Annotated in this window: 18 protein-coding genes; 12 read left to right on the top strand and 6 right to left on the bottom strand. The window is 42.0% G+C overall.

Features of this window, described 5'->3' with window-relative positions; genetic code table 11:
• The first annotated feature begins 9 nt into the window (after window positions 1–9).
• The 3 genes from QH73_RS02705 to QH73_RS02695 all read left to right on the top strand — a co-directional run bounded on the left by QH73_RS02705 (window position 10) and on the right by QH73_RS02695 (window position 4278).
• Window positions 10–1017 (top strand): glycosyltransferase, encoded by a 1008-nt coding sequence (locus tag QH73_RS02705; RefSeq protein WP_052289974.1) that lies wholly within the window; start codon window positions 10–12, stop codon window positions 1015–1017.
• A gap of 4 nt (window positions 1018–1021) precedes the next feature.
• A complete protein-coding gene (locus QH73_RS02700) occupies window positions 1022–1732 on the top strand; it encodes a class I SAM-dependent methyltransferase (RefSeq protein WP_039715127.1) in 711 nt (236 codons plus the stop codon).
• Window positions 1733–1872: 140 nt separating this feature from the next.
• Complete coding sequence (locus QH73_RS02695) at window positions 1873–4278, top strand: hypothetical protein (protein ID WP_201277928.1); 2406 nt, start codon at window positions 1873–1875, stop codon at window positions 4276–4278.
• A gap of 121 nt (window positions 4279–4399) precedes the next feature.
• Here the strand turns inward: QH73_RS02695 and rsmG are convergent, their stop codons facing one another.
• Entirely contained in the window at window positions 4400–5158 is a 759-nt protein-coding gene (gene rsmG / locus QH73_RS02690) for a 16S rRNA (guanine(527)-N(7))-methyltransferase RsmG (protein ID WP_039715126.1), read from the bottom strand.
• Between the two features lie 116 nt (window positions 5159–5274).
• On the bottom strand, window positions 5275–5934 hold the full coding sequence (locus QH73_RS02685) for an ABC transporter ATP-binding protein (RefSeq protein WP_039715125.1): 660 nt from the start codon (window positions 5932–5934) through the stop codon (window positions 5275–5277).
• A 257-nt stretch (window positions 5935–6191) separates the two neighbouring features.
• Here QH73_RS02685 and QH73_RS02680 point away from each other — a divergent pair, with 257 nt between their 5' ends.
• The 3 genes from QH73_RS02680 to QH73_RS02670 all read left to right on the top strand — a co-directional run bounded on the left by QH73_RS02680 (window position 6192) and on the right by QH73_RS02670 (window position 8227).
• Window positions 6192–7097: a Sll0314/Alr1548 family TPR repeat-containing protein gene (locus QH73_RS02680; protein ID WP_039715124.1), complete on the top strand. Its 906-nt coding sequence runs from the start codon at window positions 6192–6194 to the stop codon at window positions 7095–7097.
• Between the two features lie 129 nt (window positions 7098–7226).
• Window positions 7227–7685: a DUF3531 family protein gene (locus QH73_RS02675; protein WP_039715123.1), complete on the top strand. Its 459-nt coding sequence runs from the start codon at window positions 7227–7229 to the stop codon at window positions 7683–7685.
• A gap of 110 nt (window positions 7686–7795) precedes the next feature.
• Window positions 7796–8227, top strand: a complete 432-nt coding sequence (locus QH73_RS02670) for an NUDIX hydrolase (protein WP_039715122.1) — start codon at window positions 7796–7798, stop codon at window positions 8225–8227.
• A gap of 10 nt (window positions 8228–8237) precedes the next feature.
• Here QH73_RS02670 and QH73_RS02665 read toward each other — a convergent pair whose 3' ends face one another.
• The 3 genes from QH73_RS02665 to QH73_RS02655 all read right to left on the bottom strand — a co-directional run bounded on the left by QH73_RS02665 (window position 8238) and on the right by QH73_RS02655 (window position 10001).
• A complete protein-coding gene (locus QH73_RS02665) occupies window positions 8238–8471 on the bottom strand; it encodes a DUF6887 family protein (protein WP_039717345.1) in 234 nt (77 codons plus the stop codon).
• Window positions 8455–8598, bottom strand: a complete 144-nt coding sequence (locus QH73_RS02660; RefSeq protein ID WP_201277927.1) for a DUF6888 family protein — start codon at window positions 8596–8598, stop codon at window positions 8455–8457. The genes QH73_RS02665 and QH73_RS02660 overlap by 17 nt, the downstream gene beginning before the upstream one ends.
• 410 nt (window positions 8599–9008) lie before the next feature.
• A complete protein-coding gene (locus tag QH73_RS02655; RefSeq protein WP_309476435.1) occupies window positions 9009–10001 on the bottom strand; it encodes a ribose-phosphate pyrophosphokinase in 993 nt (330 codons plus the stop codon).
• A 441-nt stretch (window positions 10002–10442) separates the two neighbouring features.
• Here QH73_RS02655 and QH73_RS02650 point away from each other — a divergent pair, with 441 nt between their 5' ends.
• The 5 genes from QH73_RS02650 to QH73_RS02630 all read left to right on the top strand — a co-directional run bounded on the left by QH73_RS02650 (window position 10443) and on the right by QH73_RS02630 (window position 14450).
• A complete protein-coding gene (locus QH73_RS02650; RefSeq protein WP_039715120.1) occupies window positions 10443–12332 on the top strand; it encodes a serine/threonine-protein kinase in 1890 nt (629 codons plus the stop codon).
• 214 nt (window positions 12333–12546) lie between these two features.
• On the top strand, window positions 12547–13239 hold the full coding sequence (gene bioD, locus QH73_RS02645; protein WP_039715119.1) for a dethiobiotin synthase: 693 nt from the start codon (window positions 12547–12549) through the stop codon (window positions 13237–13239).
• A gap of 48 nt (window positions 13240–13287) precedes the next feature.
• Entirely contained in the window at window positions 13288–13965 is a 678-nt protein-coding gene (locus tag QH73_RS02640) for a class I SAM-dependent methyltransferase (protein WP_039715118.1), read from the top strand.
• A gap of 21 nt (window positions 13966–13986) precedes the next feature.
• A complete protein-coding gene (locus QH73_RS02635) occupies window positions 13987–14211 on the top strand; it encodes a type II toxin-antitoxin system HicB family antitoxin (RefSeq protein ID WP_015152601.1) in 225 nt (74 codons plus the stop codon).
• Window positions 14211–14450: a type II toxin-antitoxin system HicA family toxin gene (locus QH73_RS02630; protein WP_132866516.1), complete on the top strand. Its 240-nt coding sequence runs from the start codon at window positions 14211–14213 to the stop codon at window positions 14448–14450. The genes QH73_RS02635 and QH73_RS02630 overlap by 1 nt, the downstream gene beginning before the upstream one ends.
• 79 nt (window positions 14451–14529) lie before the next feature.
• Here QH73_RS02630 and QH73_RS02625 read toward each other — a convergent pair whose 3' ends face one another.
• Entirely contained in the window at window positions 14530–15012 is a 483-nt protein-coding gene (locus QH73_RS02625; RefSeq protein ID WP_039715117.1) for a hypothetical protein, read from the bottom strand.
• Between the two features lie 383 nt (window positions 15013–15395).
• Between QH73_RS02625 and cruF the strand changes: the two genes are divergently transcribed.
• Window positions 15396–16313, top strand: a complete 918-nt coding sequence (gene cruF / locus QH73_RS02620; RefSeq protein ID WP_039715116.1) for a gamma-carotene 1'-hydroxylase CruF — start codon at window positions 15396–15398, stop codon at window positions 16311–16313.
• Window positions 16314–16365: the final 52 nt, after the last annotated feature.

The raw sequence follows: 16365 nt of genomic DNA, 5'->3' as shown, positions 1-16365 counted from the left end.
CGTACTAAAATGACATTGCTCGATAGCGATCTTCATCGTTCTCCATCTGCGATCGTGCTAATTCCAGTGTTTAATGATTGGGAGGCACTGGAAAGGTTGCTCTGGAGTTTGGATGAAACTTTTCTAGACCGAGATATTCGCGCAGATATCTTGATTGTAGACGATGCTTCGATCGCTCCAGCCCCCACGGAACTGAAATTTTTTAGTTTTAAAGCCATCGAGAGAGTCAAGATTTTAGAACTGAAAAGAAACTTAGGGCATCAACGAGCGATCGCTATTGGTTTAGCTTACATTGCAGCCAACTTAAACTGTAAAGTCGTTGTCGTTATGGATGGAGATGGTGAAGACAATCCGCAAGATGTTCCTAGACTAATTAATTGCTGCCAAGCAGAAAGCAATGCCAAAGTTATTTTCGCTAAAAGAACTAAGCGATCGGAAACATATCTTTTCAAAGCTTTTTATCTAGTTTATAAACTTGTCTACAAACTCTTAACCGGACATCACATTCAAGTAGGAAACTTCAGCGCAATTCCTTATCAACTTTTATCTAGAATTGTTGTCATTTCCGAGATTTGGAATCACTATGCCGCTGGAATTATGCGGGCGAGAATACCATACACTGAAATTGCTACCAAGCGCAGCAACCGTTTGTTCGGACGCTCTAAGATGAACTTTGTTTCCTTGGTAACTCACGGAATTAGTTCGATTTCTGTCTATGCAGATATAGTAGGTACGAGACTAATTATTTCTGTATCGATCGTTGTTTTATTAATTCTAATATCTCTAGGTGGAATTGTATCTATTAAACTCTTCACCAGTTTAGCAATTCCTGGTTGGACATCGATCGCAGTGGGAATTCTTTGCTCGATTCTCATGCAAGCAGTCATGTTATCGATTGTTTTTGCCTTAATGATTTTAAATACTAGGAATAGTTATGGATTTATGCTCGGTCAAGACTATTATTACTTTGTTTCTAAGTTGAAAGAAGTATTTTCTAGAGAAGTTTTGTCTAAATAAGTCGATGCAAGATTACTCCTATATTGGCTCGGAATTAGAATTATTTTCTCAAGCTTATAACTGGAAAAACTACTATGGAAATCTAATTCAAAAATACTTACAAGGTAGAGTCTTGGAAGTAGGTGCAGGGATAGGCGCAACCACTGAATTTCTCTGTAAAGGTCATCAAAAAGAGTGGCTTTGCTTAGAACCAGACCCAATTCTCACAGAAAAGATCGATCTAAAAATTTCTGTTGGTAGAGTGCCAGCGTGTTGTAAATCGAGAGTTGGAACCTCAGCAGATTTAGTTTCAAGCGATCGGTTTGATACGATTATCTACATGGATGTTTTGGAGCATATAAAAGACGATCTCACAGAAGTGAAGACCGTGACGCAGCATCTATCAGCTGGCGGTTATTTAATCGTACTAGCTCCCGCGCATCAGTGGCTATTCACACCATTCGATCGAGCTATAGGACACTATCGACGCTATAACAAGCAAAGTTTAGCATCCACAATCCCCAGAAGCCTCAATTGTATTCAGCTGATTTACCTCGACTCAATCGGATTACTTGCCTCATTAGGAAATCGTTTCGTGTTGAAAAGTAAAACGCCGACAAAACAGCAGATCCAACTTTGGGATAAAGTCATGGTACCTTTATCTAGAAGCATCGATCCAATTTTGCAATATTCTTTAGGTAAATCTGTTTTAGGAATATGGCAAAAACAGATCTAAGAGACTATAAGTCTGATGATACATCTACTAAGTCTGTCTCAGCCAACTGTTCCAGCTTGCGAAGGCAGGCTTTGTCTGTGTAGCTGCTACTTCTAATTGCTGAAATAATGAATAGCTTCTTAAAAGTAAAAAATAAAACAATGCCGAAAGCAGTTCGCTTCGGAACTATCGCAATTCCAATTGTAATTCTTATTTGCCTTTGTCTGGCATTTAGCGTTCTAGTTATTAAAGATTTTTACCATCCCTTAACAGGATTTACTGGACCAGGACTTCCAGGTTATCCAGATTCAACCGTCAATAAAGAATATGTAGACCTGTGGGAATATACAGGTTTTTATTTTGCCAAAAATTTTGATTTTTTTCCCCTACCTCACCTAAATTTAACTAACAATCAAGCTTTCTATCCCTACGGAACCAATAGCGTGTTTCAGCCGTGGGGAATTGAGAAAGATCTGTTTTATGCTGCACTTTATTCTCTATTTCAAACTGGTCCGTGGTTGCAGTTTTATTACTTGCTGTCAATCGCAGTCACGGTAGTTTTTACTTTTTTTCTGCTCCGAAAAGACTACGGCTTATATCGCGCCGCTGGCGCTGGTTTTATTGCTACTTTTTTTAACTTTTACGCGATCGCCAAATATCCTCAACACGTTGGTTACGCAATCTTACACTGGACAATTCTCAGTTTTTTTGCTGACTTTCTCATCGTCAAACGAGTGGTAATGAGGCAACACGTATCTCTAAGACTGATTCTACTTAGAGTGTGTTTGCTCGTCTTATCTCTCGGTCAAGATTTGGGATATGTTGCTGGTTATGCATTAACATCTTTTACAGTTTCTATTCTTTATATTATTGCCCTAAATATTCATAGATATTTAATTAAAAAAGAAGTCAAAATCAAAAAAATCCTGCGGCTGCAACTTTTAAGTTACAAAAGAGACTTCTTTACTCATCCCAAAACTAGTTTAATCTTATTAGCTATAACTGCGATCGCCAGTTATATATATCTACCTTTGGTTCTCCAAATTGGCAAAGCGGCTAAAAGTTTAAGCGATACGGGAGATTTTTATGGTGCTTGGTGGACGAATCCAGCGCGCCTAATCATACCATTTTTTCCTTTTCTCAACCCAGGACAGAATTATGCGAACTTCTTTTTAGACTCAACAGAAGCTTTTTTTGATGGTAGTCCTGGTTGGTTTTTATTAATAATAGGAACTGTAGGATTGTGGCAAGCTAGGAAACACATTGGCATATTTGTCCCCCTACTAATTATTCTCTTACTTTGCCTGCTCTACCATCCCACTTTTCTACCAACTTTAAAAATCTTTCCTTGGTTTAGCTTCAATCGCGTTAGCGGACGTAGCACGCTAGTTTATGCCGTAATTTTTTGTATTTTTGCACTAGGAATTAATTTAGAACATTGGCGTTCCTTCGGCAAAAAGTTTTTAGCTGTTGCATTAGTTCTACTAGCTTGTACCGAACTTTACACTGCCTATTCATATAAAGCCTACTACCAACCCGCTGCACTAAACGAGAATTTTTACGCCTACATGAACTATATTAAAGAGCAGCCAGGGGAAGCAGTGTTAGATTTTCCCTTCTGCGTTCATGGTGGTAACGGAATTGGTCCTTGCCCTTATTATGTCTATAACAGCGGCATTTTTACCTTAAGACGATTCCATGAGAAAAAAGTCATGGGACAGTATTTCGGACGCTTACATCCCTCTCAAGCAGAACCTTACATTGCAGCAGGCTGGGATAAACTACTCGCACCAGACACGCAAAAGAAAACGTCAATTCCACAAGTCAAATGTTTCCGTTCTGATGAATGGTCATTTTTTACAGATTTTTATAAACTGAACGATTTTGCTGGAATTAATTTATATACAGATTTACTCACAAAAGACTGTACTCAAGAATTTTACGGTCGTTTTGGCGTGCCAACAATGGTGACAGAAGCACCTACGGGGGGAAGAATAGAATTTATTCCTAAATCTGCTAATTGGCGGCTTCAAGTTAATTCAGACTTAGGTGCTAACTTAAAATTTCAACCTTTATTAGATAGTTCTGAAACAAATTTACTCCAAAATAGTGCGCCTTATAGTTTAAATTTAACTGGATTGGAGGGAATTACTAAAGATGAACAACAGAATAAGTTTCGCTGGGGATTAGGAGAAAAAACAGAACTAACTTTCTATTTATCTGTGCCCCAAGATTTAGTGTTGACATATAGTTTTGACAATCCGATTAGCCCTCAAGATGTAATTGTAGAGATTGATGGCATCCAGATAGAAAGAATTGCTCCAATTAAAGTTGGCGATCGCATTCAACGTCAACTCAAGTTTCAAGGAATTGCCGGACAGAATACTATTACATTCAAGTATCAAAATCGTAGTTCCTTTTTTGATGTCTTGCAATATGCCATGAAGCATGAGAATTTAGAAATTAAACCGCTGCCACTTGAAGCACAATATGGTAACTGGAAATCGCGGCGATCGATCCGATTTCGGCAGCTTTCAATTCAAACAGTAAAAGAAGATAGAAGTTAGAAACCATAAAAATTTGAATGAGGTATATGTATTTGTAGGGGCGCACAGCTGTGCGCCCCTACAGATGTATTGCATCTAGATGGGAAACACTATATTTGCGTGTTTCTATAGTTTCTAACGATTATGAATTAATTTTGCGCAAATAAATGCAATGGCGCATACCGTGACTTAAAGGAGTGGTAAACTTTTCAATATTTTCAATTTTTCCACCCAACTTTTTTACTGTGGCTTCTAAAGTTTTTTCTTCGTCTTGTGACCAATTACCTCGATATAAAATAGCTAAACCCTCCGATCTAAGAAAAGGTAAAGCGTAATTTGCACAAATATCAGCCGCCGCTACAGCTCTAACTAAAGCTATATCATAATTGTTAGACTGTTGGAATTGCTTGTTGATACTTTCAGCCCTACCAACTAAAGTTCGAGCATTTTGCAGGCTCATTTCAGTAATTAAGGAATTGAGAAAAGCAACTTTTTTCTGCGTAGAATCGAGTAAAGTTACCTCAGCATCAGGTAAAGCGATCGCGACAGGAATTCCAGGAAAACCCGCCCCCGTACCAATGTCAAGAATTCGGAATTCGGAATTCGGAATTCGGAATTCAGAGGTCGAAAGTAATAATTCTTCTTTGTCTTCTCGATCTTCCTTGTCTCCTTCACTTACCCCCCCTAGAAAAGGCGCGATTCCCCGTAAAGAGTCCCACAGATGCTTTTCCCAAAACTCTTCTGGTGCAGTAATGCGAGTCAAATTTAATTTTTGATTACCTGCAACGATCGCCTCATAAAGCCGCTGAAATTGCGCTTGTTGTGCGATACTAGGCTGCCAATTTAAAGTTTGCTGCCAAATCTCACACATTTCCGGCAGTATAGAATGAGACTCTTCCATAAAAGATCTAAATTATTTCTGCTGATTCCGACTTCTGTACGGGCGGGTTTAGCAAATGAATTGACTACCTTATCTGTAAATCTTCGGTCAAAACCCGCCCCTACCTAGACTTACGCTTATACTACTTGATGCGGTTCGATCGCCAACGGTGCTGTAGGATAAATCTTGCCATGTTGAATTGACCAACAGCGATCGGCGATCGCTAATAAGTCTCCTGCATCGTGAGTTACAACTAACAGCGTCCGTTGTTGCTTAAGTTGGGATAATAAATGAACTAGCTGCCTGCGCATTGACCAATCTAAACCAGCCGTAGGCTCGTCTAATAAAAGCAGTGCGGGTTTGCGAATCAACTGAACCGACATAGCCAAGCGGCGTTGCTGTCCACCGCTGAGAACTTGCGGTGGTGTGTGTAGAGGCAAATTCTCCAAACCGACATCTGATAAAGCTTGTTTGACTCGTTCCGAACCTAATTCGGGATGTCCCAAGCGTAATTCTTCTAAAATTGTACCACCGCAGAAATGACGCTCTGGAAACTGAAATACCAATCCTGCCAACTCTTGTAAATTTTCTGGTAGTAATTCTTGCGTCCCCCAACTTACGTTACCCGCAGTTGGCGATACCAACCCCGATAAGATTTCTAATAACGTACTCTTGCCAGAACCACTAGGACCAATAATCAATCCCAACTGCTGGGGTGCTAACTCTAGGTCAATCGATTTTAAAATAGCTGTTGAACTTGCTGGGGGGTGATAAGTCAGATTTTTCAGATAAAGCATCAGCTAAACATACCAACAAACGTTAACGGACATTCGGCAGCGCTAAATATACAGTGCTAAATATACCAAGTATAATTCTGTCTGTATTCTGACAAACAGATGTCGATACCGCTCGGAAGCTGCAACTTCCCAACCGAAGATTCGTCTAATTCAGTTATCAGTTATCAGTTATCAGTAGAGAGCGACTTGTGACTTCTCCCCCCTCTCCCTTGTCTCCCCCCTCTCCCTTGTCCTCCTTGTCTCAACCCCTAACTCCTATGATCAGGCAAATGTTTGGTGCGATCGCGCTTTCCACTACACTGATTGTTTACCTCATTTCTCCGACTCTGGCTCAAGATCCCTTTCGCGCTACGAATCAAAGACCGATTGGCGAAAAAACTGAAGCCGCTTTTAAAGCCATGTTCGAGCAGGGAGATTACATTTCAGCAGATCGCTATCTCAAGGCAATTTCAGGTAACGAGCAGCAAGAGCCTTTAGCTTATGCCATGAGAGCTTCCCTTGCTTACGTCCTCAACGAGGACTACAATTCTTTAGGCAACTATGGCAAAAAGACATTAGACACGGCTCGCCAACTCACATCAACCGACCCGTTGCGCGGTAACTTATACTCAGCAGTCGGTCATTTTTTATTGGGTGCATCTGCTTTGTTTCGAGAAGGAACAGTGAAGGGAACGCCGCAAGCTTTAGCAGAGTTACGGCAAGTCTACGAGTACATGGACAAAGCTGAAGCGATCTCCTCTACAGACCCCGAATTAAACTTGCTGCGGGGATACATGGACTTAATGGTATCGGTCAATCTGCCCTTTTCCAACCCAGAACAAGCAATTGGGCGCTTGCAAAGGTTTGCAGGACCTAAGTATTTATCGGAAAGGGGTGTAGCGGTTGGCTATCGAGATTTGAAAAAATTTCCCCAAGCCATAGAAGCTGTGGATAGAGCGATGAAAGCGAGTAATGGTAACCCAGAGTTGTATTATCTTAAAGGACAAATTCTCTCGACCTACGGCAATCAGCAAAAGAGCGCAGCCATGTTACAGGAATCGGTGAAGAATTTCGATTTAGCGATCGCCAAAAAAGCCCAACTCCCACCCGACTTAGTTAAGCAAATCGAGCGAGAGAGACGCAAGGCAGCTCAACGGCTAAGTGTAGTAGCGCAGCAAAAATAGATAATGGTAATTGGTAGTTGGTAGTTGGTGGTTGTTAGTGTTAGAAATCAGTTCTTATTCCTAACCGCTTTTCTAGCTCTTTGCCTCATTACCCATTACCCATTAACCATTACCCATTACCCAATCAAAATGCAAGTTCAATTTCGCGAATTTAATCCCTTTGATGTCTGGTTTTGGATCGAGTTTAGCAACGTACCTGCCCCAATGGAAAAGCAGTATGTTGAGGAGGTATTTCAGTCCTGGTTTTATCTAGGAAAATTAGGTGGGTTCAATGCCGAAAATTTGCAAGTTCAAGAAGAAGGATTAGATCTTAGCTACATGGAGTATGACACGCACCAGGCTGATGATAGCATGATGGCGCTGATGCACAACATGGGTGAATTTGAGTATCAGGGAACTTGGGCGCGCTGCTGGTTCGATCTAGGTACGAGCGACGCGATCGCGATCGATATTCTGATTAATTCTCTCCGGCAATTGAGTCAGGAATATGTCAGGATCGAACGGCTGTATATTGGTGGCGAAAATGACGATTGGACTGTAGAAGACAATGACGAAGATCGTTCTAGATTTATTTACGATGGTAATTAGCAATTAATCTGTTTCACGTTTAGTTTACATAATGCCCCAAATTAAAACATCCTAGTAAGCGTGAAGCTTACAATTTTGATTTTTAGCTTTTAACTTTTGACTTACTTAATATGCATAAACCAGGAGAAATCCGAGTTTTAGCTTTGGGAATTGTCCGTCAGGGCGATCGCGTTTTTATTTCTGAAGGTTACGATCCGGTAAAACAACAAACTTTTTATCGCGCCTTGGGTGGTGGCGTAGAGTTTGGAGAGACAAGTCTTGAAGCTTTACAACGAGAATTTCAAGAGGAACTTCAAGCAGAAATTAAAAATATAAAATACCTCGATTGTCAAGAAAACTTATTTACTTTTAACGGACAACCAGGTCATGAAATTTTATTTGTTTATGAATGCGATTTCGTCGATCCAAAGTTTTATCAAATAGACGAAATAACCTTTATGGAGAAAAAACGCAAAAAACGCGCGCTTTGGGTAGAATGCGATCGGTTTAAATCGGGAGAATTAAGACTTGTGCCAGAGCAATTTTTCAAGTATCTGTCATAAACTTTCAAGTTTAATTCTCTTCCTGTTTTCGTTTTGCTTGTTCGATTCTTTGTTTAATTGCTTCTTCAGCAGTCCGAATATTTTCTTCTATTGGTAAACCGCCTTGGTCTACAAGAGGAGGCATACTTTGCCATTTAAGACTAGGATGATGAAATAAAGCACGAATTGCCTCTATATCATCTTTATGTTGTAATACATACGCCCTTAGTTCCGGCACGCTCATCTGCTCAAAGTTCGGTTTCATCCACAAACCTCCAAGGTTCGTTAGGGAGTACGATAATTTGAAGATTTTCACCAGCTAGAATATAAATATCTCCAGTTTTATCATCAAAACGGAGTAGATGAATATCTTTGTATAAGTTAGACAACATCTGGCAGACACGCAGACAGGCTTGGGCTTGTTCGTTAGTTGGAGAAATTGCTTTATCCTCAATTGTGACACAAATAATAAAATACTAGAATTTTGCTCTGAAAATCTTTTCGAGTGCTACCGATTATATAGCCCTCCTTTTTAAGGGGGGTTGAGGGTATCTTCTGCGGCGTAATTTTAACGAAATGATACTGCTTGGGAAATAATTTTTTGTATTTTGCCAATATCTCATTAGGGCGGGTTTATGAAGATCTTGGTTGAGGAGTTAGGTTTTTTAGTAAACCCACCCCTACACATCGTTAATCCTGGCGTAACGGATATACAAATACAAAAAAATAAAACCCGCACTGGCAGGTTTTATCTATAAAAATGTGCTTGCAAATAACGCCGAAATGAGGACTTAATTAGCAATTAGCGAAACATACTACTCACAGAACTATCTTCGTGAATCCGCCAGATAGTTTCTCCTAACAAATTAGCTACGCAAAGCACAGTTAATTGTTGAAAACGCGCTTCTTGAGGAATGGGAATCGTATTCGTGACGATCACCTCTTCAAACAATCCGCTAGACAACCGTTCAACCGCCGGAGGTGAAAACACTGCATGGGTAGCACAAGCATACACCTGACGCGCCCCTTCTTGGCGCAGTAACCGCGCTCCTTCCGAGATCGTCCCGCCAGTATCGATCATGTCATCGACTAGCACGGCTGTTTTACCAGCGACATCACCAATCACATTCAATACCTCAGCGACATTATGAGCCTGACGGCGTTTGTCAATAATCGCCAGCGGTGCGTCGTCGAGTTTTTTGGCAAATGCCCGCGCCCTTGCCACACCCCCAACATCTGGGGAAACAACCACGATATCAGTTAGTTGCTTGCTTGCTAAATAATCAATAATTACGGGAGAGCCATAAACGTGATCGAAAGGAATATCAAAATATCCTTGGATCTGTGCTGAATGTAAATCCATTGCCAGAACTCGGCTGGCTCCCGCTTCGGTGATTAAGTTAGCTACTAACTTCGCCGTAATTGATTCCCGCCCTGCCGTTTTGCGGTCTGCCCTGGCATAGCCATAATAAGGCAGTACCGCTGTAATTTGCCTTGCCGATGCTCGCCGACAGGCATCAATCATGATTGCTAATTCCATGAAGTGATCGTTGACGGGATTGCAAGTTGGTTGCAATAAATAAACATCGCAACCGCGAATCGATTCTTGAATTTGGATATACAATTCGCCGTCAGCAAATCGCTTGCGAATCATCGGACCCAAATCCATGCCCAGGTAACGAGCAACTTCCTGGGCTAAAGGTACGTTGGCAGAGCCAGAAAATAATCTCAGTCGGTTGTTATCTGCAACTGCGATCGGAGCAGGTTGCAATTTCAAAGTTGCCGATCGTAGCACGGTAATCCTCGAAGCGCGATCGCTTCCATCTTATCATTTGAGAATCGGGTGTTTCCTAGAAAAGTTTCTGGAAATTTAATTATTAAGCATATATGAAATTAGTTAAAAATTTAACAATTTTTCGATCGAATTTAGTGAAATCTTGAGAAGACTGCGATCGCTGTTATTGCGATCGGATAAACTTACCGCTAAACCTTGAGTAGAACTACTTAGATTCTCCGCACATAGCTCTGCCCAGCCGAGAAACCTATTTATATGTGCTATGCGTCAATATGTTATGTGTCAAAAATGAGATGGTAGTAGCTATAACAGGAGAGAAGTCGGCAATCCTTCCATGTAGAAGCAGCAGATATAGTTAATCAAATGGCAAAATCGATGCAGAAAACCTTCGCTTGCTAACCCAAAATCAAATTCCTGCCTTTAGACATCCTGCTTGAGACTATGAATCAACCTCCCCTACAACCTCCGCTTCAGCTTGGTACTGTTCTGCAAAATCGCTATCGTGTCGATCGGGTTCTAGGTCAGGGGGGGTTTGGACGAACCTATTTGGCAGAAGATCTCGGGCGATTTAACGAGTTGTGCGCTTTAAAAGAATTAATTCCAGCGCAGGCGGACAATTATGCCTTAGAAAAGTCCCAGCAACTCTTTCAGCGTGAAGCAGCAATTCTCTATCAAATTCAACATCCGCAAGTCCCACAGTTTCGCGCCACTTTTGAAGAAGATCGGCGTTTATTTTTGGTGCAGGATTATGTGGCTGGGAAAACCTACAGAACGCTATTGGATGAATATCAGGCAAAGGGGCAAACTTTTTCCGAAGCAGAGGTTTTCCATCTACTCAAACAACTACTACCCGTTCTCGCCCACATTCACGCGCGTGGTATTATCCATCGCGATATTTCTCCAGATAATATTATTTTGCGGGAAAGTGATGCTAAACCCGTTTTAATTGATTTTGGTGTCGTTAAAGAGCTAGCGACCCGCTTTCAGTCCTCCAGTAGTACTCCAGCTCAAGCAACCACAGTAGGAAAACTAGGTTATGCTCCCAGCGAACAAATTCAAACTGGCAGAGCTTATCCCAGCAGCGATCTTTATGCCTTAGCCGTAACCGTAGTCGTATTGCTGACAGGTCGAGAGCCACAGGAATTGTTTGACGATCTCACGTTAGTCTGGCACTGGCAGCGATGGGCAACAGTCACGCCTGGATTTGCTCAGATCTTAAACCGAATGTTAAGTTACAAACCAAACGATCGCTACCAAAATGTAGCCGAAGTCGCCAAAGCACTGCAAGCGATCGAACCCCAAATTGCTCAGTCACCTGCCGCACCGATTTCAACAGTACAAACTTTGGCTGTTGCTAGCAATCCCGACCTGGTTGCATCCTTCACCAAACCCGATCCAGTGATTACCACCTCTAAAAACCGCTGGAGTCAAACTTGGTTAATCGTTCCAGTCTTAATGCTCGTCGCTGTCTTAGCAGGAATTGGCGGTTGGGCGATTATGTCTGCTATGCTCGGTCGCAATACTGAGCGATCGCAACCCCCCACACCGCAGAATTTTCCTTCGCCAGTCGTTCCCAGCGCCCAACCGACACCCACACCCGATTCTCCTACTCCCTTTGCTACGCCAACACCCACACTCGACCAATCGCCAGTTGTATACAGTCAGGCACTCAATTTAGTTCCTGGTAGCAGCAGCGACGTTACAGGTAGCCTGAGAGCTAACGTTACGGTTAACTACACGTTTGTTGCCGAACGAGGGCAACAACTGAGTGCTACATTGGCACAGGAAGGGGCGTTACTTACAGTATTAGGTCCAGATAAACAAGCGATCGCCGATGCCAGCCAGGTGACAAGCTATCAAGGTACGCTACCATCAACCGGGATCTACACGGTTCAACTGACTCCCGCGCCTGGTGTTGATGAAAGTCAATACCAACTGAATTTAAGTCTGGAAAGCTTAAACAAACCTGCACCCACACCATCACTACCTACCTCATCTCCGGCTAGTCCTGCGGTAGAAGTTCCTACGGCTGAAACAGAAACAATTAACTTTGCCGAGGGACAGAGTAGAACGCAGGTGTCAGGTCGTACCAGCAGGCGGCAAATTCAGCGCTATCTGGTCGATCTGGAAGAAGGACAGCAGTTATCGGTGATTGTGACGCGAGGAGCGGTAACTTTAGATGTGCGCGATCCCAATGGCAATGTATTGAAGGGAAAAAATGAATTTCACTGGCAAGGACGAGTCAAGCGTAGCGGACAATATCAGATAGATGTCGTGCCACTGGCTAATAATGAGGTTGAGTTTGGGGTGAATGTGGGGGTGTATAAGTAGTCAGTTATCAGTTGTCAGTTATCAGTGTAGAGACGTTACATGTAATGTCTGTACAAAGTTGTCAGTTGTCAGTGTAGAGAAGCAAGATATTGCGCTTAGATAAAGCGACTTGTTACCTGTCAATTATCCAAAGTGCTGAGCCTGGTAACGTAGGAATGTAGAGATGTTACACAGAATGTCTCTAAAATCTAAAATCTAAAATCTAAAATTTACGATGATAATTCTGATCGCGGGAACTGATACGGAAGTTGGCAAAACAGTTCTGACTACGGCTTTGACTGCTTATGGGCAGAAATATCAACCTCAGCGTGCTGTGGGTGTGATGAAGTTGATGCAAGCAGGAGTGGGCGATCGCGAGTTGTATACTAATCTATTCTCCCTCGACCAATCACCCCAAGAAATTGCCCCGCTCTATTTTGACGCACCCCTCGCCCCGCCTGTAGCCGCCGCGAAAGAGGGAAGACAAATCGACTTGGGGATTGTTTGGCAAGCCTTACAAAGCCTGCAAGCAAGAAAGGATTGGGTGATTGTCGAAGCTTTAGGCGGTTTAGGTACGCCTGTAACCCAGGAGTTAACCGTTGCTGATTTAGCTGCTTCCTGGCGCTTGCCAACGGTATTAGTGGTTCCGGTAAAATTGGGGGCGATCGCTCAATCTGTGGCAAATGTTGCCCTAGCAAAATTATCTCGGATCGATTTGCGCGGCATTGTGCTTAATTGTACCCAGCCTCGTTCTGAGATAGAAATTGCTGAATTGGCACCAACTGATTTAATTCAATCTCTGACAAATATTCCTATATTGGGTTGTTTACCTTATTTAGAAGATCCGAAAGATTTAAATAAATTAGCTCAAATAGCCTCGGATTTGGATTTGGAAAGGTTGATGTCTTTAGTAATTAGTAATAGGTAATTGGTAGTTGGCAATTTGAGTTTTATTGCTCAAATCTAGGTAAAAAATATGAGTGAAACAATGAATCAAAAGATTCAGAAAGACTTTGACCGAATTGCGTTGCTTGAGCAGCCGATGTGGAATCACAATAGCCACTATCACCGATTTTTGTTAAAACAATTAACATTGCATTGTGACAATATTCTTGAAATTGGCTGCGGTACCGGTAAATTATCTCGTCTTTTAGCTCAACGTGCTGATAGAGTTACTGCTATCGATCTATCTCCTAAAATGATAGAAATTGCAAAACAACAATCTCAAGATTATGCAAATATAAATTTTCAGGTAGCCGATATTTTGAAATGGAGATTTCCAGTCAGTCAGTTTGATGCAATTGTTTCCATAGCAACTTTTCACCATCTACCACTAGAAAGATTACTGCCAAATCTGGAGATAGCTTTAAAACCTGGTGGAAAGTTAATTGTTTTAGATTTGTTAGAGAATGAAGGTATACAAGGTATTGTAAATAATGCGATCGCCATTCCCCTTAACTGGCTATTTCAGATATGCAGAAACAGAGGCTTTAGACCGACAAGAGAAACTGTAGAAGCTTGGAGAGAGCATCTTCGTACAGATAAATATTTGACGCAATCGCAAGTACAATATATTTATAAAAATTTGCTAACGGGAGCAAATGTTAAAATCCACTTATTCTGGCGTTATTCAATAGTTTGGAAAAAATTATAGCAGTAGGGAAACACTAAACAGATGACAGCAAAACAGTTTAAAATCGTCATTGAAAAACATTCTGACGGGTATGTTGCCTATCCTATCGGGATTGTAGGTGCAATTGTTGGACAAGGAGAGACTTATGAAGAAGCTTTAGCAGATGTGAAGTCAGCTATTACTTGTTATATTGAAATTTTTGGCGAGACAATGCTAGACGATGCTCCTGTAGAAATTTTTGTTACTGAGGCAGAGGTTGCTGTTTAATGGCAAAATTCCCAGTAGATGCTCCTAAAAGACGAGTAATTAGAGCTTTTGAATTACTGGGTTTTCGTATAGTTCGCGAACGAGAACATATTGTCATGACAAGAAATAATTCAGATGGAACTCAAACGCCGCTTGTGATGCCAAACCAACCACAAATTAAAAGCGGTACTTTGAGAGCTATCTGTACTCAAATAGGTATTTCCCGCGAAGATTTTTTGAGGACATACAATCAAAGCTAGGATAGTATTTGTTCTATTTTGCTCAAGGTAATTAACAAAGCGATCGCGTTCAAAATGCTGCAACAGAAACTGATAACTGTCAACTGTCAACTGTCAACTGATAACTGATAACTGTCAAATGTGGCTCAACCCCTATATGCACGAACGCGCCTAGTCCCAAGCTAACCAAAGAAGCGATCGCAATTAACCAAAAACTCTGACGACTGCTCCAGCGAGTGGCTTGAACGTCTAATCTAACTAGTGTACTCGCAGACAAGACGACAAGGATATGCACGAAAATATGCAGCCAGGTAATAATGACGACGCTAAAAAAAGCAATAACGACAGCAACTAAAAAAGCCTTACCGTCAGACCTAAAACAACTCGCAAAGCCGTCTCTGACTTTCGACCACGGAGAAGACACGGCAACAGCTAGTAGCACAGTTGCTACAGCAGCGAGTATCCATAATATCCAGTGACTTTCGAGCGCAGATAGCTGCCAACCGATAATACCATAAGTGGCTAGCAGCAAAGCTAGAGAAATCCAGGGAAACTTTTTAATTGCGATCGCATTACGTCTCATTTTAGGGAAAATCTACTCAGATATATTCTCTCACCTAGTTTCCTGCTATGGGCGATCGATTTTTACTGGTATTGTGATGCAAGCGAGCAAATTTTTGGTATGATTTACAAAAATTAATAAAATTTGATTGACAAATAGCAAAGATTACAGTGCAAGAACAAAATCCGTTGTTTCTACATCATCACCTGGCAGTGGCAAAACCACTCGCGCCTATAGAGAAGCCTAGTCCAGAAGTTTAGCCCAAAAGTACAGTTAGAGCTATGGGCAACAGTACCTAGATTGCTCCCGATTATGACTGACCAAATTGTGACTTGCCAAATTGTGACTTGCCGAACTATGTCAGTAACACCTCTCCCAGCGTCCCGTTGAATTAAGGAATTCTCATGAACCAACTTGTTAGAGCTGAACGCATCTGCTTAATTGGTCATATTGCATCAAAAGCCTTTGGACTAGCAGGACTATTGCTAGTCGTTCCTCATGCTGAGGCAATTTTAAGCGCGATCGCCGCTTCAGGACAAAACGTTTTCCAGTGGAGCGTAGAGCGATCGATGGCAGGGGGTGGAGTGATTGATATCCTGTTTGGATTAATTGCCGTCTCCATTTATGCCTATCGAACGCTAGGAATAAAACTTTGGTTAACGTTTATGCTGCCAGCAGTGTGTATTTCTTTAAGCAGTGAATTACTGGGAACGGGTACGGGCTTTCCCTTTGGAGACTACAGCTACTTGAGTGGCTTGGGTTATAAAATTGCTGGGTTAGTGCCATTTACCATTCCCTTATCCTGGTTCTATATGGGGCTTTCGGCATACCTGATCGCGCGGGTAGCCCTACAAACAGTAAAACCGATGTGGCTGCGTCATGTGGGAGCTGTGCTGTTAGGCGCGATGCTATTTACCTCATGGGATTTTGCCCTCGAACCAGCTATGAGTCAGACGAGCTTCCCTTTCTGGTATTGGCATCAACCAGGAGCTTTCTTTGGCACGCCGTATCAAAATTATGCTGGTTGGTTCGGTACGAGCGCCCTATTTATGGCAGTCGCCGCTTTTTTGTGGGGTAAAGTATCGCTGCAACTCAAGCGATCGCAACTGAACATTCCTTTGGTGGTATACCTTAGTAATGTTGCCTTCGCAGCAGGGATTAGCTTAGCGGCGGGATACTGGCTACCTGTGTCCTTAAGCGTCGTTTTTGGAGTCATACCCGCCCTACTACTGTGGTGGATGGCGCAACCAAATGTGACAAAACCTGCAATCGAAGAGACCCACGGTATGAGTGTCGCTCCTGTAGAAGTGGCGCTGAAGTAGAAACAATTGGCTAATAGCTAAACGTCGATCGTGAGTCGCTATTGGCTGGACA

It is taken from the genome of Scytonema millei VB511283 (assembly GCF_000817735.3).
Taxonomy (GTDB): Bacteria; Cyanobacteriota; Cyanobacteriia; order Cyanobacteriales; family Chroococcidiopsidaceae; genus Chroococcidiopsis; species Chroococcidiopsis millei_B.
This window is presented reverse-complemented; position numbering and strand designations above follow the sequence as displayed.

What these genes read in the sequence shown, in the direction of transcription:
- QH73_RS02705 (WP_052289974.1), top strand. Translation starts at nt 10, where the DNA reads ATGACATTGCTCGATAGCGATCTTCATCGTTCTCCATCTGCGATCGTG.
- QH73_RS02700 (WP_039715127.1), top strand. Translation starts at nt 1,022, where the DNA reads ATGCAAGATTACTCCTATATTGGCTCGGAATTAGAATTATTTTCTCAA.
- QH73_RS02695 (WP_201277928.1), top strand. Translation starts at nt 1,873, where the DNA reads ATGCCGAAAGCAGTTCGCTTCGGAACTATCGCAATTCCAATTGTAATT.
- rsmG (WP_039715126.1), bottom strand. Translation starts at nt 5,158, where the DNA reads ATGGAAGAGTCTCATTCTATACTGCCGGAAATGTGTGAGATTTGGCAG.
- QH73_RS02685 (WP_039715125.1), bottom strand. Translation starts at nt 5,934, where the DNA reads ATGCTTTATCTGAAAAATCTGACTTATCACCCCCCAGCAAGTTCAACA.
- QH73_RS02680 (WP_039715124.1), top strand. Translation starts at nt 6,192, where the DNA reads ATGATCAGGCAAATGTTTGGTGCGATCGCGCTTTCCACTACACTGATT.
- QH73_RS02675 (WP_039715123.1), top strand. Translation starts at nt 7,227, where the DNA reads ATGCAAGTTCAATTTCGCGAATTTAATCCCTTTGATGTCTGGTTTTGG.
- QH73_RS02670 (WP_039715122.1), top strand. Translation starts at nt 7,796, where the DNA reads ATGCATAAACCAGGAGAAATCCGAGTTTTAGCTTTGGGAATTGTCCGT.
- QH73_RS02665 (WP_039717345.1), bottom strand. Translation starts at nt 8,471, where the DNA reads ATGAAACCGAACTTTGAGCAGATGAGCGTGCCGGAACTAAGGGCGTAT.
- QH73_RS02660 (WP_201277927.1), bottom strand. Translation starts at nt 8,598, where the DNA reads ATGTTGTCTAACTTATACAAAGATATTCATCTACTCCGTTTTGATGAT.
- QH73_RS02650 (WP_039715120.1), top strand. Translation starts at nt 10,443, where the DNA reads ATGAATCAACCTCCCCTACAACCTCCGCTTCAGCTTGGTACTGTTCTG.
- bioD (WP_039715119.1), top strand. Translation starts at nt 12,547, where the DNA reads ATGATAATTCTGATCGCGGGAACTGATACGGAAGTTGGCAAAACAGTT.
- QH73_RS02640 (WP_039715118.1), top strand. Translation starts at nt 13,288, where the DNA reads ATGAGTGAAACAATGAATCAAAAGATTCAGAAAGACTTTGACCGAATT.
- QH73_RS02635 (WP_015152601.1), top strand. Translation starts at nt 13,987, where the DNA reads ATGACAGCAAAACAGTTTAAAATCGTCATTGAAAAACATTCTGACGGG.
- QH73_RS02630 (WP_132866516.1), top strand. Translation starts at nt 14,211, where the DNA reads ATGGCAAAATTCCCAGTAGATGCTCCTAAAAGACGAGTAATTAGAGCT.
- QH73_RS02625 (WP_039715117.1), bottom strand. Translation starts at nt 15,012, where the DNA reads ATGAGACGTAATGCGATCGCAATTAAAAAGTTTCCCTGGATTTCTCTA.
- cruF (WP_039715116.1), top strand. Translation starts at nt 15,396, where the DNA reads ATGAACCAACTTGTTAGAGCTGAACGCATCTGCTTAATTGGTCATATT.